Origin of the sequence: Nocardia sp. NPDC058480, from assembly GCF_042720495.1 — a bacterium.
Classification (GTDB): Bacteria; Actinomycetota; Actinomycetes; order Mycobacteriales; family Mycobacteriaceae; genus Nocardia.
This window is the reverse complement of the sequence record NZ_JBHXMN010000013.1, coordinates 24,964-48,025: the sequence shown is the minus strand read 5'-3', so window position 1 is coordinate 48,025 and position 23,062 is coordinate 24,964. Positions and strand designations below refer to the sequence as shown.

Here is a 23,062-nt window from a genome sequence, read left to right as displayed (position 1 = left end):
CTGGGTCGGTATGAAGTTGTCGCCGGTGGGTGTTCCGGCCCGTGACCAGGGGTTATTTAAGTATGGTCTCGTTTCGGCGAGAAATCCAGGGGGATGGCGGCCGTGATCGGTGTCGGTGCCGCCTGCTTGGATGGAGCCCATGCTGCACGGTCTGTGGTCCCCCGAATCGGGCCTGTTGCTGTGGCACGACGCGGAGCCGGTCGCCGTGGGGTCGGTGCTGGGCGACATCTTGGATCGCGCCAGGTTCCGGCACCGGGCCCAGGTGCTGGTCGTCGATGCCGCGGGCAGGCCCGAGACCGCCGAGGTGCGCGCGCACGCGCTCGCGCCACCGACGGCGGCCGTTGTGCTGCGCAGCCGGCTCCCGCGCGAGCACATCTCCGGCGATCTGCGGTTCCTCGCGCATGTCGCGCGTGGCATCGAACGGTGGGTGCGGGCCGGACGTGTGGTGCCCCAGATCGAACGAGCCGACGGGCAATGGTGGGTGCGCTGGCGGCTGGTCGGCGGACAACGTCAACGGGCGTGGCTGGCCGAGCTGGCCGCCGCGATGCCACCGGCGCTGCGGGTCGCCGGTCCGCCTGCCGCCGTGCTCGATGACCTGTGCACCCATCTCACCGACCCGATCGCCCGCGAATATCTCGCGCACCGCACGATGACGCACCCGCTGCTGGCCGCGCTGGTCGCCGATACCCCGCTGGACGTCGGCTCCTACCGCCTGTCCGAAACGCTGTCGCAGTGGCGGGAGGGCTATGCCGCCGACGAACCGGAACTCGTGCTGCGCCTGTGCGAACCCGACGGCGAATTCGGCACCACCGACGAATCGGTGGCGCTGTGGCGGCTCCAGGTGTGCCTGCGCCCCGTCGACGACGCGCCCAAACCTGTTGTCTTCGACGATGATCCGGTGCTCGTGCGGACGGCGGCGGAGAAACTCGGCCAGGCACGTAAGGCCTATCCGCGTCTGCGTGACCTGCCAACCGATCCGCGCGGCCTCGACCTGCTGCTGCCCACCGAGGTGGTCGCCGACCTGGTGGCCCACGGCGCACATGCCTTGCAGGAAGCCGGAATTCGACTGCTCCTGCCGCGCGCCTGGAACATCGCCGAACCGAGCATGCGGTTGCGGGTGAGCAGCCCCGCCGCCGCCGAATCCACTGTCGGCCTCAGCGGACTGCTGTCCTACCGCTGGGAATTGGCGCTCGGCGATCTGGTGCTCACCCCGGCCGAGATGGCGCGGCTGATCAGCAGCAAATCGGACCTGGTCCAGTTGCGCGGCGAGTGGGTGCAGGCCGACCACCGAGCGCTGGCCGCGGCCGCCCGCTATGTGGCGCAGCACGCCGACGACAGCCCGATCACCTTGGCCGACATGATCGGTGAACTCGCCGCCGAACGGGTCGACAACGTCCCCGTTACCGAGGTCACCGCCGACGGCTGGGCGGCCGAATTGTTCGCCAGGGAAAGCGAACCCGAGCCGGTCGCGGTTCCGGTCGGCCTGAAAGCCCAACTCCGCCCCTATCAGGAGCGCGGCCTCAGCTGGCTTGCCACGATGAGCCGACTGAACTGCGGCGCGATCCTGGCCGACGACATGGGCTTGGGCAAGACCGTGCAGGTGCTGGCGCTGTTGGCCCACGAACGCGAGGCCGCGGAGGCCGAGTCCGGTCGTGCGTCTACGGTCGGCGGTGTCGGGCCGACATTGCTGGTGTGTCCGATGTCGGTGGTGGGTAACTGGCAGCGGGAAGCGCAGCGGTTCACTCCGGATCTGCGGGTGCTGGTCCACCATGGTCCGAGCCGACTGTCCGGCGCGGAATTCGCTGTCGCGGTGCAGAATTCCGATTTGGTCGTCACGACCTACGCACTGCTCGCCCGCGACATCACCCTGCTGGGCGAACAGCGGTGGGAGCGGATCGTGCTCGACGAAGCGCAGCACATCAAGAACGCGGTGACCAGGCAGGCGCGCGCCGCCAGGGCGTTGAAATCCCGACATCGGCTGGCGCTCACCGGAACTCCGGTGGAGAACCGCCTGGAAGAACTGCGCGCGCTGTTCGACTTCGCCATGCCGAAACTGCTCGGCAGCCCACAATCGTTTCGCGCCAAGTTCGCGGTGCCGATCGAGCGCGAGCGCGACCAGCAAGCCATCGACAGACTGCGCTTGATCACCGACCCGTTCGTGCTGCGCAGGCTCAAAACCGATCCGACGGTGATCAGCGACCTGCCCGAGAAGCTGGAAATGACGGTGCGGGCCAATCTCACCGTCGAGCAGGCCGCCCTCTACCAGGCGGTTGTCGACGACATGCTGGAGAAGCTCAAAGACGCGAAGGGCATGGCGCGCAAGGGCGCTGTGCTCGGCGCGCTGACCAGGCTCAAGCAGGTCTGTAACCACCCCGCGCACTATCTGGGCGACGGTTCGCCGATCCTGCGCCGCGGCGGACATCGCTCCGGCAAGCTGGCCCTGGTCGAGGATGTGCTCGACGCGGTGCTCGCCGAGGGTGAGAAAGCCTTGCTCTTCACCCAGTTCCGCGAATTCGGCGACCTGATCCTGCCCTACCTCACCGAGCGGTTCGGCACCCCGATCCCGTTCCTGCACGGCGGGGTGGCCAAGCAGCGCCGCGACGACATGGTGACGGGTTTCCAGGGCGAGAACGGCCCGCCGCTGATGTTGCTCTCGCTCAAGGCGGGCGGCACCGGCCTCAACCTCACCGCCGCCAATCACGTGATCCACCTGGACCGCTGGTGGAATCCGGCCGTCGAGAACCAGGCCACCGACCGTGCGTTCCGGATCGGCCAGCAGCGCGCGGTGCAGGTCCGCAAGCTGGTGTGCGTCGACACCATCGAGGAGCGGATCGACGAGATGATCAACGGGAAAAAGCAATTGGCCGACCTGGCCGTCGGTGCGGGGGAGAACTGGATCACCGAGATGAGCACCGACGAACTGCGCGAACTGTTCACCCTCGGCGCCGAGGCGGTCGGCGACTGATGGCCGACTTCAGTCAGTTCGGTAAACGCAAACCGGTTCGCGGTGGCGCCCAGGCTCGGGGCGGATTCGGCCGGACATGGTGGGGCAAGGCGCTACTTGACGCGGTGGAGCAGGTGGCCGACGCGGGGAGACTCGCACGCGGGCGCACCTACGCCAGGGCTGGGCAGGTGGTGAACTACAGGATCGAACGCGGCGCGGTGACCGCGGAGGTGCAGGGCAGCCAGCCCCGCCCGTTCACCTCGGTGCTGTCGATCCGGCCACTGCGCGAAGAGGAAATCGACCTGTTGCTCGCCGAGATCAGGCAGGCGCCCGGCATGCTCGCCGAGATCGCCTCGGGCGCGCTCCCGCCCGCGCTCGGCCCACACCTGTTACCGACCACCGCCTCGGAACTGGACTTCACCTGTAGCTGCCCGGACATGGGCTGGCCGTGCAAGCACGTCGCCGCGGTCTGCTACCTGCTCGCCGAGCGCCTCGACGAACAGCCGAGCGAGATCCTCACCCTGCGTGGACTCGACCTCGACACGCTCATCGGCGGCGTCGAGAAGTCCGCGCGCACCGCCGATTCCGATGACCCCTACGGCGACGAACTGGTCCTGCCCGAGCTGCCTCGCATCGAATTCCACGCCGTCATCGAAGACCTCGACGCGATTCCACTGCGTCGCGCGCTCCGGATGTCCACCGAGGACGAGCCGACCGCGGCCACCGGGCTCCGCGAATTACGCTCGCTCTATACCGAATTCGACGACTGAATCGCGCGGGGCGAGGCGGCTCGGACAGCGGAACTGCTCCATACCTGAAGGCCCGAGGCGAGGCGGCTCGGACAGCGGAACTGCTCCACATCTGAAGTCGCGCGAGGCGAGGCGGCTCGGACAGCGGAACTGTTTCACGCGGCGCGGTTCAGCCCAGCTCGTACTCGAACCAGATGTGATGTCCGCCTTCGGCATCCACGTACAAAGCGCCGGTCCCGGTGATGCCGGTGAGCTCCCCGGTGCCGCTGGCGGGGACGATGTGGAAGAACTCGGCGGTGCGGTCGGTGCCGCCGGTGGTGGCCGAGTGGACGAAGTTGAACGCACCGGCCTTACCGTTGAGCGCGCCCTCGAACGACTCCATCGCGAGGTAGGTGCCCGCACCGGTGTTCATGTCGAAGGCGGCGGTGAACAGCGTGGCCGAGAGCCCTTCGATCTCGCCCGCGTAGGCCTTCGTCATGGTCGAGACGCCGACCGGCATCCCGGTGACGATGGGGGGCTGCGGCGTCAGCTCGGTGGGGTCGAACGCGGTGACCTCGAAGGTGCCGATGGCTTTCATGCGCCGATGCTAAACCGGCCCACCGACAGAATCGGCGAGCGGGCGTGGCGAATCACCCGGTCGGCTCGATCCGGTAGAACCGGATGGCATTGCCGCCGAACACCTTCCGCAGGTCGTCGGTGCTCGCACCGGCATCGCTCAGTCCGGTGGACACCGTCTCGACTGCCCCTGCGAGGCTGGTAATCGGCTTGTCGACCGGAAAGTTGGATCCCCAGATCAGCCGGTCGGCACCGAAGACCGCCAGTGCGTGCGCCAGCAGCGGACCCACCCGCCCGAGCAGTGCGGGCACGGGCGTCGGGGTGCCGCGCGGCGGTACCGGATGCCCGAGTACCGGCATCATCAGCCCGCTCACCTTCGTCACCACATTCGGCTGCGCGGCCAGATCGGTGAGGTCTTCGCGCCACCGATTGAACAGCACCTCCCGCTGCCTGGTGGTGTGCCCGGTGTTCTTGCCGACCGGCCCGAAGATGCCGGCCGGGGTCCCCAGGTGATCGAGCACGATCGGCACTTCGGGAAACCGTTCGGCCAGCGCCGTCACCTCGGGTAGCTGTCCCGAGTACACCCACGCGTCGAACGAGAGCCCCCGCTCGGCGAGCTGTCCGAAGCCGTGCAGGAAGGCCGGGGCGGTGAGCGCGCCGTCGTGCGCGGCGAACGACTTCACGGCGGGATCAGGGTGGTAGGCGACCATCGTCCGGATGCCGTGGAACAGCGGCGACGCGGATTGATGCGCATCGAGCACCGCACCGAAGTTCCCGGCGGCGGGGTCGGCCGCGCCGATGATCGTGGCCAGGGCGGGAGTATCGACGCCGAACGGCAGGCTCGCCACCCACCGGGTCTCGTCGGGCTTGGCGCCCGTCCATTGCGCCTCGATTTCCACCACCGATTCGACCGGCGTATTTCCCCGGTCGTCGCGATAGTCGGCAGGCAGATAAGGCTGTAGGTAGGCGCTGGGGTCGCCGACGAATTCGCGGTCACCGCGCGGTGCCAGCCGTGCCGCGATATCGACCGGCACCGGCAGATAGCGCATCAGTTTCGCCAGCTTGCTGAACTCGCGTGGCGTGGCATGCGGATCCCACTGGTGAATATGGGCATCGATGATGTCGAAGTCGGTCAGATCCATGCTGTGCGTCCCATCGCCGCCGCTGGCAGAGCTCACGGCGATTGTCACACGCCAGCGGTGGAGAGCGACGGATTACGCTGCTCACACCGTGCGCCGATACTGCCCTCCCACCGCGAAGAAAGCATCGGTGACCTGCTGCAACGTGCATACCCGCGCCGCGTCCATGAGCACATCGAAGATATTGCCGTCGGTGTGGGCGACCTCGGCCAGCCGGGCCAGCGCGCGATGGGATTGTTCGCCGTGTTCGGTCTGGAAACTGTGCAGCCGGTCCAATTGGGAGCGGCGTTCGGTTTCGGTGCCGCGGGCCAATTCCAGCGGTGCGTGCGCGGTGTCGTCGTCGCGGCCGCGGAAGGTGTTCACCCCCACGATCGGCAGCGATCCGTCATGTTTGCGCTGTTCGTAGCGCATGGACTCGTCCTGGATGCGACCGCGCTGGTAGCCGGTCTCCATGGCGCCGAGCACTCCGCCGCGTTCGCTGATCCGCTCGAATTCGACCAGCACCGCTTCCTCGACGAGATCGGTGAGTTCGTCGACGATGAAACTGCCCTGTAGCGGATTCTCGTTCACGGCCAGCCCCCATTCTTTGGCGATAATGAGCTGAATCGCCAACGCGCGGCGCACCGAGTCCTCGGTGGGAGTGGTCACCGCCTCGTCGAAGGCATTGGTGTGCAGGCTGTTGCAATTGTCGTAGACGGCGATCAGCGCCTGCAGGGTGGTGCGAATGTCGTTGAACTGCATTTCCTGCGCGTGCAGCGAACGACCCGAAGTCTGTACGTGGTACTTGAGTTTCTGGGCGCGTTCACCCGCGCCGTACCGGTCGCGCATCGCGATCGCCCAGATCCGCCGGGCCACCCGGCCGATCACCGTGTATTCGGGGTCCATGCCATTGGAGAAGAAGAACGACAGATTCGGGGCGAAGTCGTCGATCGCCAGCCCGCGCGCGAGATAGGTCTCCACATAGGTGAATCCGTTGGCGAGGGTGAAGGCGAGCTGACTGATGGGGTTCGCACCCGCCTCGGCGATGTGATACCCCGAAATCGAGACCGAATAGAAGTTTCGGACGTCGTTGCGCACGAACCATTCCTGCACGTCGGCCATCATGCGCAGACTGAACTCGGTGGAGAACAGGCAGGTGTTCTGGCCCTGATCCTCCTTGATGATGTCGGCCTGCACGGTGCCACGCACCGTCGACAGCGTGCGTGCCCGGATCTCGGCGGCTTCCTCCGACGTCGGCGCACGGTCCTCGCTATCGGAGAAGCGTTGCAGTGCTTGGTCGATCGCGGTATTGAGGAAGAAGGCGAGGATGGTCGGGGCGGGGCCGTTGATGGTCATCGAGACCGAGGTGGTCGGGGCGCCGAGGTCGAAACCGTCGAACAGGGTGCGCATGTCCTCGATGGTGGCCACCGAGACGCCCGAGGTGCCCACTTTGCCGTAGATATCGGGGCGCTCGGCGGGATCGTGGCCGTAGAGGGTGACCGAGTCGAACGCGGTGGACAGGCGGGTGGCCTCGGCGTGGGCGCTGAGGACCTTGAAACGACGATTGGTTCTGGCCGGATCGCCCTCGCCCGCGAACATTCTGGCAGGGTCCTCGTTCTCGCGCTTGAAGGGGAAAACGCCTGCGGTGAACGGGAATCGGCCGGGCAGGTTCTCGGCGCGGAGGAAGCGCAGGAGTTCGCCGTCGTCGGTGAATCGGGGCAGGGCGACGCGGGGAATGCTTGTGCCGGACAGGGACTCGCGGCGCAGGGGCGTGCGCAGTTCGCGATCGCGGATGCGGACCACTTGTTCGTCGCCGCGATAGCTCTCGGCGACCGTCGGCCATTCGGCCAGCGCTGCGGTCGAGGCCGGGGCGAGCGTGGGGCGGGCCTGAGCGAGCAGGTCGGCGACCGCCGCGTTGTCGGGGAGCTCGTCGTGGACCAGTGCCAGCCGTTGAATCCGTTGGGCCGCAGCGGCTTCGCGCTGAGTATCGGCGTGGTAGCCGCGGACCGTGTCGGCGATGTCGGCCAGGTAGCGGACCCGCGACGGAGGTACGAGCTGGGCGAAACGCGTGGAGACCGAGGTGTCGACGCGGGGCAGCGCGCCGGGTTCGAGAGTCAGGCCGTGTTCGGTGAGCAGGCCGGTGAGGTGCTGGTACAGCGCCGTGACGCCGTCGTCGTCGAAAGTCGCCGCACTGGTGCCGAAGACGGGCATGTCAGCGGGGCTCGCGCCGAATTCCGCACGGTTGCGGATCAATTGGCGCGCCACATCGCGGACCGCGTCGGCCGCGCCGCGGCGTTCGTACTTGTTGATCGCGACGACATCGGCGTAGTCGAGCATGTCGATCTTCTCGAGCTGGGAGGCGGCGCCGAACTCCGGCGTCATCACATACAGCGCCACGTCGACGTGGTCGACGATGCCCGCGTCGCCCTGGCCGATGCCGGGGGTCTCGAGGATGACCAGGTCGTAACCGGCGGCCCGGCAGGCGGCGATCATGGTGTCGATATCGTCGGGCAGTTCGTGATTGCCGCGGGTGGCCAGCGAACGGAAATACACGTGATCGCCGTCGAGGGCGTTGCACCGGATGCGGTCACCGAGCAGGGCGCCGCCTGCTCGCCTGCGGGTCGGGTCGACCGCGAGGACGGCGATGCGCAGTTTGTCCTGCTGATCGGTGCGGAGCCTGCGCACCAATTCATCGGTGAGGGAGGACTTTCCGGAGCCGCCGGTGCCGGTGATGCCGAGCACGGGGACGCGTCGCTTGGCTGCCGCCGCCACGATCGCGGCGCGGTCGGCTGCCGGCAGTGCGCCCTGTTGCAAGCAGGTGATGGTGCGCGCCAAGGCATTTCGATCGCCGGTGTAGAGCGCGTCGAGGTCGGGGGCGGTGCGCGCGGGGTCGACATCGCAGAGCTGGATCAGTTCGTTGATCATGCCGGGCAGGCCGAGGCGCTGGCCGTCCTCGGGGGAGAAGATCCGCACGCCACTCGCGGCGAGCCGCTCGATCTCCTCGGCGACGATCACCCCGCCGCCCCCGCCGAAGATCCGCACATCGCCAGCCCCCGCCTCGCGCAATGCCTGGGCCAGGTATTCGAAGAACTCGATGTGCCCGCCCTGATACGAGCTCACCGCGACGCCCTGCACGTCCTCCTCGATCACCGCGTCGACGATCTCGCGCACCGACCGGTTGTGCCCGAGATGGATCACCTCGGCACCCTGGGCCTGCAGAATCCGCCGCATGATGTTGATCGCCGCGTCGTGGCCGTCGAAGAGGGCCGCCGAGGTCACGAACCGCACTGGATTCACCGGAACATGCAGGCTCATGACTGCCTCCGCCATGTAGTAGATCGCCCGATACTCGGACATCAAAGTAATTCTAGTGTGAACAGCGTCACTCCGCCGCAAAACGCCCCGCCCAGGTTTCGGTGGAATCGTCGCCGCAGGTCGACATACTCGACGGATGGTTCGCGAGCATGGGGTGGATGTGGCATTGGAGCGCTTGGTGGCGTCCGGCGTAATCAGCGGGGAGCAGCGGGGCGCGGTGCTGCGGGCGGTCGACGAGCAGGAGCGGGCCGGGCGCGCCGGCGGGGGACGCGTGGCCGCCGAGATCGTGGCGTACGTGGGAGCCGGGCTGGTGGCCGCCGGGCTGGGGTTGTTCGTCGACAACGCGTGGGCGCAGGTGGCGCAGTCGGGGCGGGTGGTGTTGCTGGCGGTGGTGGCCGGGTGCGCGGTGTGGGGAGCGGTGGCGCTGGCCGGTGGGTGCGCGGGGGTGTTCCGGCGGGTGCCGATCGCGTCGGCTGGGCGGGCGCGGTTGGCCGCGGTGCTGCTCGTGCTGGCGGCGGCTGCGGTGACCGGGGCGGTGGCTACGGCGTTCGGTGCCCACCGTGGCGACGAAACGGCGATGGCCGGATCGATCGCGGGACTGCTTGTGGCGGCGCTCGGGTATCTGCTGGTACCGAGCGTGATCGGCCTGGTCGCGGTGGCCGGTTTCGGTATCGCGAGCATTCTGATCGTGACCTCGGAGCTGTTCGATGTCCGATCGCCGTGGCAGGGGATATCGCTGATGATGTTCGGCGCGCTGTGGTTCGGACTCGCAGGAGCTCGCCTGCTGGTGGCCGAATGGGCCGGATATCTACTCGGCGGGGTGATCGCGGTGATCGGCGCGCAGTCGGTGACGTACGGCGAATCGCTGTGGCGGCCCGGCCTGACCGCGCTGATCGGGGTGCTGTGCTTGGTGCTGTACGTGATTGCGCGCGACGCCGTGCTGGTGCTCGGTGGGGCCGCGGGGATCGCGGTCGCGGTGGTGCAGGTGGTGGCCGACTACACCGCTGGTGGGCCGGTCGTCGCGAGTGTGGTGTTGGGGATCGGCGCGCTTGTGCTCACGGTCGGGCTGGTCGTCCTGCTCGCTCGGCAAGGGTCTGGACGCACGGGGTGAATCAGCGGATCAGGGTGGTTTCCTGGGCGCGGATCGTGCGGAAGAAGCGGGGGCCGACGTCGGCGCCGTCGTGGTTGTAGCTGTCGATGATCTCGGCGAGTTCGTCGGCGAGTCGGCGCAGGTCCTCGGTGGCGGTGATGCGGTCGAACTCGTCGGGCTCCCAGCCCCACGACGGCGGTATGTCGGTGATGGTGACGACGATCTGGTCGGCGAACGGGGTGGTGACGGCGATGGTGAGCTCGGCGGGAGCCGCGGCGAGTGGACTGTGGACGGTGACCTCACCCGGGGCGCCCGCGGTGGCGAACGTGCGGGCGAAGGCGATGTCCTCGCGGACCGATTCGACGATCGACGCGGTGCTCGCGTGCCTGCCCGCGCGGTGGTGACGGGAGCCGTAGACGCGGTCCGGGGCGGCGCCGGAAGCGCTGTGGCCCACGGATTTTCGGAGTAGTCGGTCGAGCATGCGCTCCGCGGTGGCGCGCTCGCCCGCACCGGTGTTCTCGTGGTCGATCAGTGCGCGCAGGCGGGTGATCCGCACGAAGTGGTCGCTGCCCATGTCGACGATTGTGCCGCACATCGGACGCGGTGGAATGCGTCACAGACGGCGTGCCACCGTTTCCGCGCAGAGCGCATTCGTCGGCCGTTGCGCAGGACCGGAGGTACGCGTCACCGGAAGGCAGTACGCCTCGGTATCGTCAGCACCATCCGTGACCGTTGATTGACAAGAGGGTGGCCGTGACCGAATTCGAGACGATTCTGCTGGAGCGCAAGGGCGGCACCGACGGAAAGGGCGGGGTCGGCTGGATCACCCTGAACCGGCCCAAGGCACTCAATGCCCTCAACGCCCAGGTCCTCGACGACGTCATCGCCGCGCTCGACGAACTCGACGGCGACGATTCCATCGGCGCCGTCGTGATCACCGGTTCGGCGAAGGCCTTCGCGGCAGGCGCCGACATCAAGGAGATGGCCCCCAAGTCGTACATGGACATGTTCCTGGCCGATTTCTTCGCCCGCTGGGACCGTCTGGCCAACTTCCGCAAGCCGACCATCGCCGCCGTCGCCGGTTACGCGCTCGGTGGCGGTTGTGAGCTGGCGATGCTGTGCGACATCCTGATCGCCGCCGACAACGCCAAGTTCGGTCAGCCCGAGATCACGCTCGGTGTCATCCCCGGCATCGGCGGCTCGCAGCGTCTCACCCGCGCGATCGGCAAGGCCAAGGCGATGGATCTGATCCTGACCGGCCGCATGATCGGTGCCGAGGAAGCCGAGCGTTCCGGGCTCGTCTCGCGGGTCGTGCCCGCCGACGAACTGCTCGACACCGCGCTCGAGGCCGCGCAGACCATCGCGTCGATGTCGCTGCCGGTCGCGATGATCGCCAAGGAGGCGGTGAACCGATCGTTCGAGACCACCCTCGCCGAGGGACTGCTGTTCGAACGCCGGGTGTTCCACTCGCTGTTCGCGACCGAGGATCAGAAGGAAGGCATGGCCGCCTTCGTCGAGAAGCGGCCGCCGAACTTCAGCAACCGCTAGTTCGGTTTCCAGCGCGGCGCGCCGTCGATGAACTCCGCCGTAGTCGGCGCGGTGCCCTGTTCAGGGGACCGCGCCGTGGTGTTGTCGTTGCTGAGCAGGCCGGCGACCGTGCCACCGAGGGTGGCGGTCACCGCGACCGCGGCCAGAAGTTTTCGGCGGCCGCCCGTGCGCGGCGGGACGGCGATCGCACCCGCACCCCGTCGCGGCATGCGTAAGCGCGCCGAGGGGCGGCGGGCGCACAGCAGCACCGCGCCGCGCGCCGAAACATATTCCGGCTCAGGGTCGTACACGATCGGCAGGCCGATCAGCTGGGCCAGATCCGCGCGCAGACTCGGGTTGCGGGTACAGCCACCCAGCAGCGCCAACGCTCCCGGCTGAACTCCCGTCTCCTCGATCAGCAGGCGCACGAACGAGGCCGAATGATGCAGTCCCGCTTCGCACAGCGCGGCCAGATCGCTGCGGGTGAGCACCGTGCGGCCGCCGGTGTCGGCATCAGCGGCGGTGACAACCCTGGTGCGGCTCAACGATTCTCGGTGTTCGCGGCTGGCGTGCGCGTCGGCGCAGACGCCACTGCGGGCGAGCTGCCAGCGCAGGAGCGCGTCGTAGCCGTTGCCGCTGAGGACGGTGCTGCGTTTGCCCGCGAGGATGGTTTCGGTGCGGCAATCGGCGTGGGTGATGGTCAAGCCGGAGCTGCCGAGGTCGTAGAGCATCACCGAGTCGGTGGCGGGCAGCAGGCCGGTGAACCGCAGATAGCGCAACTGGGCGAGTGGTTCGTCGACGATCGCGAAGTCGGCCTGGCCCGCGGCCGCTCTGATCGCGTCGGCCTGTAGTTCGCTGCGGCAGGTGACAGCGGTGCCGGAGACGTACTCGTCGCGTTCGGCCGCCGCCGCGCGCATGCGGTGGATCGCGGTGAGTACCGATTCCTCCACCGAGCCCCCGGCCCGGCGCGGCACCTGGATCCGGTCGATGGGCGGCATGTGGGGCTGATCGGAATGGGTCAACACGGCACGGGCTCCACCCGCGCCCGCCGATACCCCGAGGATCAGCACCATGGGCTACATCGTGGACCTTTTCGCGCTAGCTGCCAAGGGAATCGGCCGAAGATTCCTCCGTCGATTGCCAGGTCGCGTGGAATGCGAGGTTTTCCGGGTCATCGGCGTCGAAATCGCCGGCGGCGTGCCGGAACTGTGCCAGCAGTCGTACCAGATCGCGGCCCTGGTCGGGTGGCAGACCCGGTTCGGCGAACACCTCGGCGTTCAGCGCCGCCGTGGCATCGGCCACGGATTTCCTTCCCGCGCTGGTGATTTCGATGAGAGTGGCCCGGCGATCACTGGGGTGCGGGACGCGAACAACCAGTCCGGCGGCTTCGAGTCGATCGACGGTGTTGGTCACGCTCGTCGGATGCACCTGCAGCCGCGCACTGGCCTTGGCCATCGGCAGGGCGCCGGTGCGGCTGAAACTGAGCAGTTGCAGGAGTTCGTAGCGGGAGAACGTCAGACCGGAAGGCTTGAGCGCCTCGTCCACGCGCGCCATCACGATCTGCTGCGCCCGAACCAGCGAGGTCACCAGCGCCATACCATCGGCGACCGACTCCCAACCGTGGGCGACCCACTGCCGGTAAGCCTCGGCGATGGGGTCATGGGAGAGCGGTCTGGGCCGTGACATGAAACCGATCATTCCACGACCCAGCCGCTTTTCCCCACAGAGCGAGCGGCGGGAATTGAACCCGCGTAAACGGCTTTGCAGACCGTTGCCTTACCACTCAGCCACGCCCGCCTCGCCATTGATAGTGCCGTGTGCCGGTGCCAACGGCGAGGGGTTGGGATCAGTGTGATCGCAATGATCAGCAGGCGGCGGGTGCCTGATCAGAGACCGTTGGGGGAGCCGACGGCCACTACAAGGACGACTCGCCACCCTGTCGGTGTCCTGTGTCACACTCGTCCGCGATGAGCCGCCACACGACTTTCCGGTACTGCCTCGACCCCACGGTCGAGCAGTCCGTTGTGCTCACCCGGCACGCCGGGGCGGCCCGGTTCTCGTTCAACCAAAGCCTCGCTTTCGTGAAAACCGCTCTCACCAAACGTAAAACCTGCCCAGAGCATCCGGTCCCGTGGACCCGGTTCGATCTGATCAACGCGTTCAACACCTGGAAGAAGTCCGAAGCCGCAGGACGGGTCTTCGCTGTCGGCGCGGACAGGGTCGCCGAGATTCAGGTGACCGGGTTGGCGTGGCGTACCCAGGTAAGCCAACAAGTCTTCGAGGAAGCTGCCGTCGACTGTGGTCGAGCCCTGATCGCCTTCTCGGACTCCCGGACCGGCAAACGTGCAGGTAGGAGGGTCGGATTTCCCCGGTTCAAGAAGAAGTCCGCAACCGTCCCGGCGTTTCGGATCCGGAATAAACACACCAAGGCCGGATGGACAGCGATCCGAATCGGTGGTGGCCAGATCGCGCGGTCGGTGACGTTGCCTGGGATCGGTGCGATCCGGGTGCGCGATGACACCCGCCGACTGCGGCGGATGCTCACCAAGGGACGGGCGAAGATTCTCTACGTCACCATCTCCTTCCGGGCGCGCCGCTGGTGGATCAGTCTGGCCACCGAAGCATCCGATCTGCACCCGGCTCACCATCACCAGCAGCGAGAACACAACGATGACGATGGTTGGGTCGGGATCGACCGCGGGTTGGGAGTTTTCTCCGTTGCCGCGACCGCCGACGGAGCCGAAGTCGCCCGCACCGACGGCGCGCCCAAATCCTTGGTTACCGAGCTGGATCGGCAACGCCGTCTGGCGAAGTCGTTGTCGCGAAAACGGAAGGGGTCGCTCAACCATCGGCAGGCCGCCGCCCGGCTGGGACGCCACCATCGTCGAGTCGCTGATGTTCGCCGTCATTTCGCCCATCAGGTCGCTAACAAGCTGGTCAAAACCCACGACCGGCTCGTGATCGAAGACTTGAATGTGGCGGGGATGCTCGGCAACCGTTATTTGGCACGCGCGATCAGCGATGCCGGATGGGCCGACCTCGCCCGCCTGTTGTCCTACAAACAGGCATGGCGCAGCGGCGCACTCGCGACAGCGGATCGCTGGTACCCGTCGACTAAGAAGTGCTCTGCCTGCGGCACAATCAACCCAGCCCTGTCGTTGGATGATCGAGTGTTCTGCTGCGGGTGTGGTTTTCGTGCAGATCGTGACCACAACGCGGCAGTCAACCTCGCCAAATGGCCGACGGCGCAACAGGACTTTTCACGATCCCCGGACCCCCGAGCAGGAGGCCGGGTAACCAATGTCCGCCGACGGGAAGGCGCTGACCGACACCTTGTAGGTGTCGGTGAAACCGGCCCGGTAGACGCGGGAACCGACGTTCACGCCACGCATGTGGCGTAAACCGACGACGCCCGAGAAGGGCGGTGTCTGGAAACCATCCGGATTTCCAGACATGCTGGAAACCACTCAGCCGCGCCTGGGCCATGAGATTCGGGATCAGGGTGATCGCAATGGTCAGTAGGCGACGGCGGGGCCGTGGACGGTGAGGCGGACGCGGTCGGTGGTGGTGGGGGCGTCGATGCCGGTGCGGCGGACGCGCACGGTGCCTGCGCCCTCGGCGAGATCGATGGTCAAGATGACGTCGGGGCCGCGGAAGTCGACGGCGGTGACGCGGCCGGAGTGCGCTTCGTCGGCGGTGATCACCTGGGCGGCGAGCTGTTCGGGGCGGATCATCAGGGTCACTTCGCCGGTGGGGGCGCCTGGCTGGACCGGAACGGGACCGAGCACGGACTTGGCGATATCGGCTTCGCAGAGGGCATCGAGCAGGACACAATCGCCGAGGAAGCGGGCGGTGAACAGGTCGGCGGGCTGGTGATAGACCTGCTGCGGCGGCCCGACGTGCGTGAACCGGCCCGCGCGCATGACGGCGACCTGTTCGGCGAAGCTGAGCGCTTCCTCCTGGTCGTGGGTGACCAGGATGCTGGTCATGCCCGCGGCGCGCAGCGTGTCGGCCACGGCCTGGCGGGTGGTGGCGCGCAGGCCTGTGTCGAGGGCGCTGAACGGTTCGTCGAGCAGCATGAGGTCGGGCTTGCGAGCGAGTGCGCGAGCCAGGGCAACACGCTGCTGCTGGCCGCCGGAGAGTTGATGAGGTTTACGGTCCGCGTAGTCCGGGTCGAGGGAGACCATCGCCAGGAGTTCGATGACGCGAGGGCGATCGCGGCCGGGGCGAAGGCGGTCGATGGCGCCGCGCAGGCCGGTGCGCAGGCCGTAGGCGATATTGTCGGCGACACTCAAGTGCGGGAACAGGGCGCCGTCCTGGGCGACGTAACCGATTCGCCTGCGCTGTGGTGGTACGCAAATATCTTGGTGGACAACGGTTTCCGATCCAAGTTGCACCGAACCTGTATCGGGCCCCTCGAATCCGGCGATCACCCGAAGCAAGGTGGTCTTGCCGCAGCCGGATGCGCCGACCACCGCCGCGGCCGTGCCGTTGGGTACGTCGAGGTCGATGTGATCGAGAACCTTGGTGGCACCGAAGCTCTTCGAAACCCCTTCGACGACAAGCCGACTCATGCTGCGTCCTTCCGGAATGGCCGAGATCCACTACGCACGCCCGCGGGCGGATGCGGTCGGCTCATCCGACACGCTCGGGCGTCGTGCGTGGTTGCTACAGCCGCCGTGCTCATACTCCCGCAGCCTTTCGTGACTGCGTGAACAGCAGGTATGTCACCGGTACCGCGGCGATGATCATGATCAGGGCGTACGGTGCGGCGGCCGCGTAATCGAGTTCGCCCGACTTCGCCCAGAACTGCATGGCCAAAGTGCGGGTGCCGGTGGGTGCCAGGAGCAAGGTTGCGGTGAGTTCGGTTGACACCGCGACGAATACGAGCGCGGCAGCCGAGGCAGCGGCGGGCGCTGTCATGCGCAGGGTCACCCGGAAGAAGGTGGTCGAAGCCGATTCGCCCAGCGATCGTGACACTTCTTCGAGGCCGACCGGTATCTGTGCCAGTCCGGCACGCACGCTCACGAGCGCGCGGGGCAGGAACATCAGTGCGTAGGCGATCACGACCAGTGACACCGTCTGATACAGCGGCGGTGTCCAGCGGATGGTGACGGTCACCAGGGCGAGTGCGATCACGATGCCCGGCAGCGAACTGGTGATGTAGTTGGCACCCTCGATCAGCCGGGCGAAGGCACTCGTCGAGCGCACCGCGATCCAGGCGACGGGGAAGGCACACAGTGTGGTGACCAGGGCGGCGGCAGCGGCCAGGCCGATCGTTTGGCCCAGCGCCGCACCGATTTCCGCGCAATCCCATACCGCCGATCCGCCCAGCCACAGCCAACGCCCGATCGTCCACAGCGGCACGCCGAGCGCACCGACGACCACCGCCGCGAGTGCGCCGAACAGCGGCACCCGCAGCCCACCCAACGCGATCGGCCGCCCGGCCCGCGCCGCGCCACCGCCCAGCCGGGCATAGCGCGCATCGCCGCGCAGCAGCGACTCCCCACCGAGCAGGGCCAGGCAGCACAGCACGAGCACCCCCGCGAGCATGCTGCCCGCCGGACCGGCGAAACTGCTCTGGTACTGCTCGAAGATCGCCGTGGTGAACGTGTCGAAACGCAGCATCACGAACGCGCCGTATTCGGCGAGTAGATGCAGGCCGATCAGCAGCGCGCCGCCGAGCAAGGCCAATCGCAACTGCGGCAACGTGATCCGCCAGAAGACCGCCACCGGCCCCGAGCCCAGCGCCCGCGCCGATTCCTCGATCGCCGGATCGAGCCTGCGCAGCGTGGCCGCGACCGGCAGGTACACCAGCGGAAAATACGACATCGTCGCCACGATCACGGCGGCCGACAGCCCGTGCATCGACGGGAAGACGCTCACCCACCCATAACTGTTGACGAACGCGGGCACCGCGAGCGGGGCGACCAGCACCGGCCCCCACCAGGCCCGTCCCGGCACATCGGTGCGCTCGACCAGCCAGGCCAGCCCGATCCCGAGCACCACACAGACCGGCACCGTGCACACCACCAGCAGCGCGGTGTTCTCCAGCAGCTCACCCACCCGCGGCCGGAACACCAGCGCGGCAGCCTCACTCAGTCCGGTGTCGAACAGCACCGAGACGATGTAGCCCAGCGGCACGAAAGTCGCCGCCGTCAGCACCAGCGCGACGAGCGTGCCGAACACCCCGGGCCGACCGACCCGGGGTGTCGACTTCGCTAGGGCGGCACGCACTTACAGCAGCCCGGCCTCGGTCATCAGCTGGGTGACCTTCTTCGCGTCGAGCTTGCTCGGATCGATCGCGGGTGCCTGCAGGTCGGCCAGTGGCGGCAAGGCGGGGTTCGCGGCGACATCGCTGGCCACCGGGTACTCCATCGAATCGCCGTCGCGCAGCACCTCCTGGCCCTTCTTCGCGGTGATGAAGGCCAGGAACTTCTGCGCGGACTCCTGCTTCTTGCTCGACTTCAGCACGCCGGCGCCCGACACGCTGACGAAGGCGCCGGGGTCCTGGTTCTTGAAGTAGTGCAGCGCCGTGTTCGCGCTGCCCTCCTTGGTCTTGGCCTGGTCGCGGTACCAGTAGTAGTGGTAGATCACGCCACCATCGGGATTGCCCCCGTTGACCGCCTTCATGGTCGCGACATTGTTCTGCAGGCTGGTCGCGTTGGCCTTCATGCCACGCAGCCAGGCGCGGGTGACGTCCTCGCCCTTCAAGGCGAGCAAACCTGCCACGATCGCCTGGAAGTCGGCGCCGGATGTGCCCGCCGCCCAGCGGCCCTGCCACTGCGGCTGCGCGAGATCCAGCAGCGAGGCGGGCAGCCCGGTGGTCTGGAGCTTGTCCTTGTTGTAAACGAAAACCGTTGCGCGAGCAGCGACTCCGGTCCACTTGCCGGTGGACGGCCGGTACTGGGCAGGCACCTGGTCGAGGGTGGCCTTGTCGACATCGGCGAACAGGCCCGCGTTCTCCACCAGCGCCATGGCGGGGGAATTCTCGGTGAGGAAGGCGTCGGCGGGGGAGTTGGCGCCCTCGGCGACGAGCTGGTTGCCGAGCGCGGTGTCACCACCCTGCCGCAGGGTGACCTTGATGCCGGTCTCCGCGGTGAACGCCGCGACCCACTCCTTGGTGAGCGACTCGTGCTGGGCGTTGTAGACGGTGATCTCGTCGGCGCTGCCCGAGGAGGAGGAGCAGGCGCTGAGGCCGAGCGTCGCCACGGCGACCGCCATCAGCCCGGCCAGGGGTTTCCAACTGCGCGAGGTCATTCGCGTCCTTCCACCAAGGATCCCCATCCTATGATGAGGCTTACCTAAGGAAGATACCCCGCGTGACGTGCGGGGATGCGTACGACCGGCGAAATCAGGTGACGGTGGTTCCGGGCGATGCCGGGAGCCCTCGCCGGGTGTTCGGTCAGTGTTTGTTGGCCGGCGCCGAGCAGATCTTCCAGGTGCCGTCTTCCTTGGTGAGGTGCTCCTCGGTGCTCGACTCGGTATCGGGTTCCTCGCCCTCCACCGACAGCGTCAACTGTCCGGTCACCGTCGCTTTCGCATTGTCACCGGTGATGACGATGTCTTTGACATCGTCGATGGTCACCTGGACGGTCGCCTTGTCGAACTGCTCGCGCTGCTCGGTGGTGAGATTGTCGATCTCGGTGCGGTCGGCCTGGCAGGCCAGCTGCGCGGCGGCGATGAAACCCTCGGAATCGAGCGTGTCGTAGAAATCGCGCACCGCGACATCGATCTGCGTCTCGTCTGACGACAACGGCGTACGCCCCTGCATCGTGAGCACTACGCCGGTAACCACGGCGCCGATCACCACCAGCGCGACAACACCGAGCGCGATGAACAACCCGGTCCGCTTCTTCTTCGGCGCAGGCGGCGGCGCGAACACATCGGGCCCACCCGGATACTCGGGCCCCGGCGGCCCCCCGGTCCCGGACCCCGCATGCGGATACCCCGGCGGCCCGGACGGCATCCCCGGATCGACGGGCTCTTGTGGATTCGTCATGGCAACGCTCCTGATGTCATCGGGGGCGTTGACCCCCAAAACCTATGGAACCGTGCGAGATCAAACCAAAATCGAAACTGGGTACACCAAGCTTTCGGCGTACCGTAGCCTGCCGATCCGGTCCGGCCAAATTCGGCCGATCATCCGCCACGCTGCGCGAAACCCCCTCTTGTCATCCTGCGCGCACTCAGCTGTCGCGGATGTCGGCGCTGGATCGATCACGGCTCGACTTCGGCCTCTCGGCTCGCCCTCGATGCGCGCCAACTCTCGATGAATCGCTCGGCGGACTCGGCGGAGATCTCCTCGTGCGGCTCGTCCGTTCCGGGGTCGTAGTGGTTACCGGCAGTCAGCGCAGGCCGGCACGACGACACCCTGATTGATTGACTAGTCAGTCAATCAATTGTTAGCCTGATGACCATGGCCCGCACTGCCGATCCCGCACTTCAAGCCCAACGTCGCGCTGCCATTACCGGCGCCGCAGCGGTGCTGTTCGCCGAGCGGGGCTTCGACGCCACCCCCGTGACCGCGATCGCTCATGCCGTCGGCCTCAGTTCCGCGACGGTGTTCCACTATTTCGGTGACAAGCGTGGTGTGTTCCGGGCGATCTTCGAGCAAGATCTCGCCACATCAAGAGCGCTCGTCGAACGCCACAGCGAGCCGGGAGATCCACTCGCGGCGATTCTCGACATGGTGGCCGAACTCGTCGAACCCGCCACAGACCCCGCGGCGGCTGGGCTCGTGGTGGAGGTGATCCGGCAAGTCGGACACGACCCGCTCCTCGCCACGATCCTCGAGGAGAACGACGGCATAGTGAATGCGGGACTGACGCACCTGCTGCGTCGGGCACACGATTTGATCGACCCCGCACTCGACCCTTCCGCGACCGCGACGTGGATTCGCGCAATCGCCGATTCGGCGTTCCTGTACGCCAGCGATCCCGGCGCGGTGGAGCCGGTCGACACAATCCGCACGATTGTGCTGCGCTACCTCACCGGACACGAGGAACGGGCATCGAATGACCAAGCGTGACGCGACCCGAATCGCTATCGCCCCCGCAGCCCCGTGGACACTCGCCGCGGTCTGCGCCGTCGCCGGGTTCGGGCTCGGTTTCGCTGCACCCCCGATGTCGCGCTGGGCCGTCAACACCTGGCCCACCGTGCCCGGACCACTCGAGATCCTCGCTGAACTCCCCACAACCTGGTCGGTACCGATCCTCACCATCGTCGGCATCGCCGCAGGCGTCGTGCTCGCCCTCCGTGCAATCGGTGAATCCCTCGCTATCACAGTCGATTCCGACGGCGTACTCCTGAGCGTGGACGCTGACGAACTCTACATTCCTCGATCGAAGGTGCACGCGGTGTTCCGCGAGGGCAAGGACCTGGTTCTCATCGACTCGACGGAGCGCGAACTCGCCCGACGCAACGCTGACGACCTGGACGCACGCGCGGTCACCGACGCATTCAGCGCACATCGCTATCCCTGGACCGATGCCAACCCCCATGAAGGCACGTTCACCCGTTGGACCAATGGACACCCCGACCTCGACGAACAGGCCCACGAGCTTCTTCGTCGGCGTCGAAGCGCTCTGTCCGACAACGAGTCCGACACCGCATCGGACCTCCACCGGCGCCTGCAGGCGCTGGGCATCATCGTGCGCGATCGCGACAAGCGACAGGAGTACCGGCGGGTGACATGAGAGATCCTCGCGCACGCAGCGGCCGGGAACCGCACGGAAGTGCGGATATTCGGATTCAGCGAGCAGGCGAGACAGTACGTAGCGTGCACACCCGAAGCATCCTGAAATGCCGATGACCGAGGATGCTCAGCCGCTCCACACCGACGAAAAAGGCCCCCGCCAGCTGATGCGCTGGTCGGGGGCCTTCTTCGTGTGTGCCCTCGGCAGGAATCGAACCTGCGGCCTTCTGCTCCGGAGGCAGACGCTCTATCCCCTGAGCTACGAGGGCGGGATAGATGCCGGTCGCGGTGAGGCGATCGGGCAGCGACAGCGTATCGCATCGAGTGCGGTGCGCCAAAAACCGTGCCGGACCGGGGGTTGGGCCGGGTCCGGCCGCGGTGGTCACTCGAAGGGCAGGGGTGTGGCGTTGCGAGTGGCGAGCATGGTGGTCATCAGCTGGGATTCGCCCTCTTGGGTTTTCGACATGGTGGCGGCCAGGGTGCGGACCGCGGTGGTGTCGGCGTGCTCGGCGGCGTAGTCGAGCATCGGGACGCCGCCCTGGTGGTGGCGCAGCATCAGTTGCAGGAACATCGTGTCGAGGGCGGGGCCGGTGGACTGGCGAAGCGCGGTCATCTCCTCCTGGCTCGCCATCCCTGGCATCGACTGCATCGGGCCCGACATCGCGGGTCCGGCCGTCGCACCGCCGTGGTGGCCGGTGCTGCCGTGCTCGTCGGTCATCCAGCCCATGTAGCCGTCGACGTTCTGGTTGGACTCGCCCCACAGTTGCAACCAGGCCTGCATGCGGCCGATCTGGTTCTGCTGGGTGGTCAGGATGTCGTAGGCGAGGCGGCGCACGTCGTTGTCGGTCGAGGCGATCAGCGCCACCCCGGCCATGTCGACGGCCTGCGCGTGGTGGGCCGACATGTCCTGGCTGAAACCGATATCGACAGCGCTCGGCTCGGGTTCGGAGTTCTTCTCCAGCGGCATCCGCAACAGCACGCCCGCCACCGCGCCGAGCAGCAGCAGGCCGATCGCGCCGAGGACGAGCACCGCCCCGGCCGGGCGTCGCGCGCTCGGCTCGGGTGCGATGTCGTCGGGTTCGACCGTGCTCTCTTCCTGCGCGCTCACTACTGACCCGAGGGCAGGCCGCCCGGCACCGGGATGTTCGGCAGGCCGGGGATGCCGGAGCCGGTGCCACCGCCGCCGAGTTCGGTCGCGTCGGGGGTCAGGCCCTTACCGTCCATCGGCACCGCTTCCGGACCGTAGGGGGTGGAGTCGAACGGCGGCGGGTTGTTCGCGTCGAAGATCGGGTTCGAGCAGCTCGCGCCGACCTCGGGGTAGGCGTAGGGGTTCTCGCGCAGGGCGGAGATGAACTGCTTGATTCGCGCGTCGTCGGCGTTGTCCAGCTTGAGCTGGTGGCCCCACGACTGCAGCGAGATCGCCGAGTCCAGACCCGGGTACGGCGACATCAGCGAGTACTGACGGCCCTTGACGAAGTTCGACAGCTTCTCGACACCGGCCGCGTCGACCTTGTCGGGGTTGTACGCGATCCAGATCGCACCGTGCTCGAGCGAGTGCACCGCGTTCTCCATGCGGATCGGCTTGGCGTACACGGTGCCCGTGCAGTTCGCCCACGCGCCGTCGTGCGGGCCACCGAAGGCGGGGGTCTTGTCGTAGGCCACGCGCTGGCTGGCGGTCACGTGCAGGCCGGCCGGGTACTCCGACTTCACGACGCCGTCGATCTTGGCCGACGGGTCCTGGTTCTCCTTGGAGGGAACCCATTCCTTGAGGTCGGTCTGGGCTTCGCGGATCGCGGCCTGGTCCAGGTACTTGGGTACCAGGCTGTAGGCCAGCAGGCCGATCAGCGCGACGATGGCAACGCCGGCGCCGAGAAGGGCCCATGGCGTGTCCCGCTTCTTGCCCGGAAGGTTGCTCTTGCGGGTCTTGCGGGACGGAGACGACTTCCCCGCGGCCCGCACGGCCTTGGCTGATGTGGCGCTGGTCCTGCTAGGCATCGCTCGTTGTGCTCTTTCGACGTGTGGATCGGTGGGTTCATGGCGGGCGGTCGTGGTTGCAAGGGGCCCAGC

The 23,062-nt window shown here is 67.3% G+C and carries 19 protein-coding genes and 2 tRNA genes; 7 read left to right on the top strand and 14 right to left on the bottom strand.

The genetic code is table 11. The features are described from left to right. Positions 1 to 139: 139 nt before the first annotated feature. Both ACFWO8_RS25550 and ACFWO8_RS25545 read left to right on the top strand, forming a co-directional pair. Entirely contained in the window at positions 140 to 2,965 is a 2,826-nt protein-coding gene (locus ACFWO8_RS25550) for a DEAD/DEAH box helicase (RefSeq protein WP_378963643.1), read from the top strand. Then, the gene (locus ACFWO8_RS25545) at positions 2,965 to 3,714 is read left to right on the top strand and encodes an SWIM zinc finger family protein (protein ID WP_378963636.1); all 750 of its coding nucleotides are present in this window, start codon (positions 2,965 to 2,967) and stop codon (positions 3,712 to 3,714) included. Before ACFWO8_RS25550 ends, ACFWO8_RS25545 begins: the two co-directional genes overlap by 1 nt. 148 nt (positions 3,715 to 3,862) lie before the next feature. Here ACFWO8_RS25545 and ACFWO8_RS25540 read toward each other — a convergent pair whose 3' ends face one another. The 3 genes from ACFWO8_RS25540 to icmF form a co-directional block, all read right to left on the bottom strand. Further along, positions 3,863 to 4,270, bottom strand: coding sequence for a DUF3224 domain-containing protein (locus tag ACFWO8_RS25540; protein WP_378963632.1), 408 nt, complete (start codon positions 4,268 to 4,270; stop codon positions 3,863 to 3,865). A gap of 52 nt (positions 4,271 to 4,322) precedes the next feature. Beyond that, the gene (locus ACFWO8_RS25535; RefSeq protein ID WP_378963630.1) at positions 4,323 to 5,390 is read right to left on the bottom strand and encodes an amidohydrolase family protein; all 1,068 of its coding nucleotides are present in this window, start codon (positions 5,388 to 5,390) and stop codon (positions 4,323 to 4,325) included. Between the two features lie 81 nt (positions 5,391 to 5,471). Further along, positions 5,472 to 8,723 carry a fused isobutyryl-CoA mutase/GTPase IcmF gene (gene icmF, locus ACFWO8_RS25530; RefSeq protein WP_378963629.1) on the bottom strand — a complete coding sequence of 1,084 codons (3,252 nt, stop codon included), beginning with the start codon at positions 8,721 to 8,723 and terminating at the stop codon, positions 5,472 to 5,474. A 94-nt stretch (positions 8,724 to 8,817) separates the two neighbouring features. Here icmF and ACFWO8_RS25525 point away from each other — a divergent pair, with 94 nt between their 5' ends. Further along, entirely contained in the window at positions 8,818 to 9,792 is a 975-nt protein-coding gene (locus ACFWO8_RS25525) for a hypothetical protein (RefSeq protein ID WP_378963628.1), read from the top strand. 1 nt (position 9,793) lies between these two features. Here the strand turns inward: ACFWO8_RS25525 and ACFWO8_RS25520 are convergent, their stop codons facing one another. Further along, on the bottom strand, positions 9,794 to 10,345 hold the full coding sequence (locus ACFWO8_RS25520) for a hypothetical protein (protein WP_378963627.1): 552 nt from the start codon (positions 10,343 to 10,345) through the stop codon (positions 9,794 to 9,796). Between the two features lie 179 nt (positions 10,346 to 10,524). Between ACFWO8_RS25520 and ACFWO8_RS25515 the strand changes: the two genes are divergently transcribed. Next, a complete protein-coding gene (locus tag ACFWO8_RS25515) occupies positions 10,525 to 11,319 on the top strand; it encodes an enoyl-CoA hydratase (protein ID WP_378921856.1) in 795 nt (264 codons plus the stop codon). Here the strand turns inward: ACFWO8_RS25515 and ACFWO8_RS25510 are convergent. The 3 genes from ACFWO8_RS25510 to ACFWO8_RS25500 form a co-directional block, all read right to left on the bottom strand. After that, positions 11,316 to 12,371 carry a hypothetical protein gene (locus tag ACFWO8_RS25510; RefSeq protein WP_378963626.1) on the bottom strand — a complete coding sequence of 352 codons (1,056 nt, stop codon included), beginning with the start codon at positions 12,369 to 12,371 and terminating at the stop codon, positions 11,316 to 11,318. The genes ACFWO8_RS25515 and ACFWO8_RS25510 overlap by 4 nt on opposite strands. A 25-nt stretch (positions 12,372 to 12,396) precedes the next feature. Continuing rightward, positions 12,397 to 12,984 carry a MarR family winged helix-turn-helix transcriptional regulator gene (locus tag ACFWO8_RS25505; protein WP_378963625.1) on the bottom strand — a complete coding sequence of 196 codons (588 nt, stop codon included), beginning with the start codon at positions 12,982 to 12,984 and terminating at the stop codon, positions 12,397 to 12,399. Between the two features lie 40 nt (positions 12,985 to 13,024). Continuing rightward, positions 13,025 to 13,095, bottom strand: a tRNA-Cys gene (locus ACFWO8_RS25500). 170 nt (positions 13,096 to 13,265) lie between these two features. On the opposite strand from ACFWO8_RS25500, the gene ACFWO8_RS25495 reads away from it, so the two are divergent. Next, complete coding sequence (locus ACFWO8_RS25495; protein ID WP_378963624.1) at positions 13,266 to 14,699, top strand: RNA-guided endonuclease TnpB family protein; 1,434 nt, start codon at positions 13,266 to 13,268, stop codon at positions 14,697 to 14,699. A 114-nt stretch (positions 14,700 to 14,813) separates the two neighbouring features. On the opposite strand, the gene ACFWO8_RS25490 is transcribed toward ACFWO8_RS25495, so the two are convergent. The 4 genes from ACFWO8_RS25490 to ACFWO8_RS25475 form a co-directional block, all read right to left on the bottom strand. Next, complete coding sequence (locus ACFWO8_RS25490) at positions 14,814 to 15,872, bottom strand: ABC transporter ATP-binding protein (protein ID WP_378963623.1); 1,059 nt, start codon at positions 15,870 to 15,872, stop codon at positions 14,814 to 14,816. Positions 15,873 to 15,981: 109 nt separating this feature from the next. Further along, positions 15,982 to 17,535, bottom strand: a complete 1,554-nt coding sequence (locus ACFWO8_RS25485; RefSeq protein WP_378963620.1) for an ABC transporter permease — start codon at positions 17,533 to 17,535, stop codon at positions 15,982 to 15,984. After that, positions 17,536 to 18,558, bottom strand: coding sequence for an iron ABC transporter substrate-binding protein (locus ACFWO8_RS25480; protein ID WP_378963618.1), 1,023 nt, complete (start codon positions 18,556 to 18,558; stop codon positions 17,536 to 17,538). A gap of 145 nt (positions 18,559 to 18,703) precedes the next feature. Then, positions 18,704 to 19,300 carry a hypothetical protein gene (locus ACFWO8_RS25475; RefSeq protein WP_378963616.1) on the bottom strand — a complete coding sequence of 199 codons (597 nt, stop codon included), beginning with the start codon at positions 19,298 to 19,300 and terminating at the stop codon, positions 18,704 to 18,706. A gap of 417 nt (positions 19,301 to 19,717) precedes the next feature. Between ACFWO8_RS25475 and ACFWO8_RS25470 the strand changes: the two genes are divergently transcribed. Beyond that, positions 19,718 to 20,329 (top strand): TetR/AcrR family transcriptional regulator, encoded by a 612-nt coding sequence (locus tag ACFWO8_RS25470; protein WP_378963615.1) that lies wholly within the window; start codon positions 19,718 to 19,720, stop codon positions 20,327 to 20,329. After that, entirely contained in the window at positions 20,316 to 20,996 is a 681-nt protein-coding gene (locus ACFWO8_RS25465; RefSeq protein WP_378963613.1) for a hypothetical protein, read from the top strand. Before ACFWO8_RS25470 ends, ACFWO8_RS25465 begins: the two co-directional genes overlap by 14 nt. 195 nt (positions 20,997 to 21,191) lie before the next feature. Here ACFWO8_RS25465 and ACFWO8_RS25460 read toward each other — a convergent pair. The 3 genes from ACFWO8_RS25460 to ACFWO8_RS25450 form a co-directional block, all read right to left on the bottom strand. Then, positions 21,192 to 21,264 (bottom strand) — tRNA-Arg (locus ACFWO8_RS25460). 113 nt (positions 21,265 to 21,377) lie between these two features. Then, the gene (locus ACFWO8_RS25455; protein ID WP_378963612.1) at positions 21,378 to 22,103 is read right to left on the bottom strand and encodes a DUF305 domain-containing protein; all 726 of its coding nucleotides are present in this window, start codon (positions 22,101 to 22,103) and stop codon (positions 21,378 to 21,380) included. Beyond that, entirely contained in the window at positions 22,103 to 22,990 is an 888-nt protein-coding gene (locus ACFWO8_RS25450; RefSeq protein WP_378963611.1) for a DUF3105 domain-containing protein, read from the bottom strand. The genes ACFWO8_RS25455 and ACFWO8_RS25450 overlap by 1 nt, the downstream gene beginning before the upstream one ends. Positions 22,991 to 23,062 lie beyond the last annotated feature (72 nt).

What these genes read in the sequence shown, in the direction of transcription:
- ACFWO8_RS25550 (WP_378963643.1), top strand. Translation starts at nt 140, where the DNA reads ATGCTGCACGGTCTGTGGTCCCCCGAATCGGGCCTGTTGCTGTGGCAC.
- ACFWO8_RS25545 (WP_378963636.1), top strand. Translation starts at nt 2,965, where the DNA reads ATGGCCGACTTCAGTCAGTTCGGTAAACGCAAACCGGTTCGCGGTGGC.
- ACFWO8_RS25540 (WP_378963632.1), bottom strand. Translation starts at nt 4,270, where the DNA reads ATGAAAGCCATCGGCACCTTCGAGGTCACCGCGTTCGACCCCACCGAG.
- ACFWO8_RS25535 (WP_378963630.1), bottom strand. Translation starts at nt 5,390, where the DNA reads ATGGATCTGACCGACTTCGACATCATCGATGCCCATATTCACCAGTGG.
- icmF (WP_378963629.1), bottom strand. Translation starts at nt 8,723, where the DNA reads ATGTCCGAGTATCGGGCGATCTACTACATGGCGGAGGCAGTCATGAGC.
- ACFWO8_RS25525 (WP_378963628.1), top strand. Translation starts at nt 8,818, where the DNA reads ATGGTTCGCGAGCATGGGGTGGATGTGGCATTGGAGCGCTTGGTGGCG.
- ACFWO8_RS25520 (WP_378963627.1), bottom strand. Translation starts at nt 10,345, where the DNA reads ATGGGCAGCGACCACTTCGTGCGGATCACCCGCCTGCGCGCACTGATC.
- ACFWO8_RS25510 (WP_378963626.1), bottom strand. Translation starts at nt 12,371, where the DNA reads ATGGTGCTGATCCTCGGGGTATCGGCGGGCGCGGGTGGAGCCCGTGCC.
- ACFWO8_RS25505 (WP_378963625.1), bottom strand. Translation starts at nt 12,984, where the DNA reads ATGTCACGGCCCAGACCGCTCTCCCATGACCCCATCGCCGAGGCTTAC.
- ACFWO8_RS25495 (WP_378963624.1), top strand. Translation starts at nt 13,266, where the DNA reads ATGAGCCGCCACACGACTTTCCGGTACTGCCTCGACCCCACGGTCGAG.
- ACFWO8_RS25490 (WP_378963623.1), bottom strand. Translation starts at nt 15,872, where the DNA reads ATGAGTCGGCTTGTCGTCGAAGGGGTTTCGAAGAGCTTCGGTGCCACC.
- ACFWO8_RS25480 (WP_378963618.1), bottom strand. Translation starts at nt 18,558, where the DNA reads ATGACCTCGCGCAGTTGGAAACCCCTGGCCGGGCTGATGGCGGTCGCC.
- ACFWO8_RS25475 (WP_378963616.1), bottom strand. Translation starts at nt 19,300, where the DNA reads ATGACGAATCCACAAGAGCCCGTCGATCCGGGGATGCCGTCCGGGCCG.
- ACFWO8_RS25470 (WP_378963615.1), top strand. Translation starts at nt 19,718, where the DNA reads ATGGCCCGCACTGCCGATCCCGCACTTCAAGCCCAACGTCGCGCTGCC.
- ACFWO8_RS25465 (WP_378963613.1), top strand. Translation starts at nt 20,316, where the DNA reads ATGACCAAGCGTGACGCGACCCGAATCGCTATCGCCCCCGCAGCCCCG.
- ACFWO8_RS25450 (WP_378963611.1), bottom strand. Translation starts at nt 22,990, where the DNA reads ATGCCTAGCAGGACCAGCGCCACATCAGCCAAGGCCGTGCGGGCCGCG.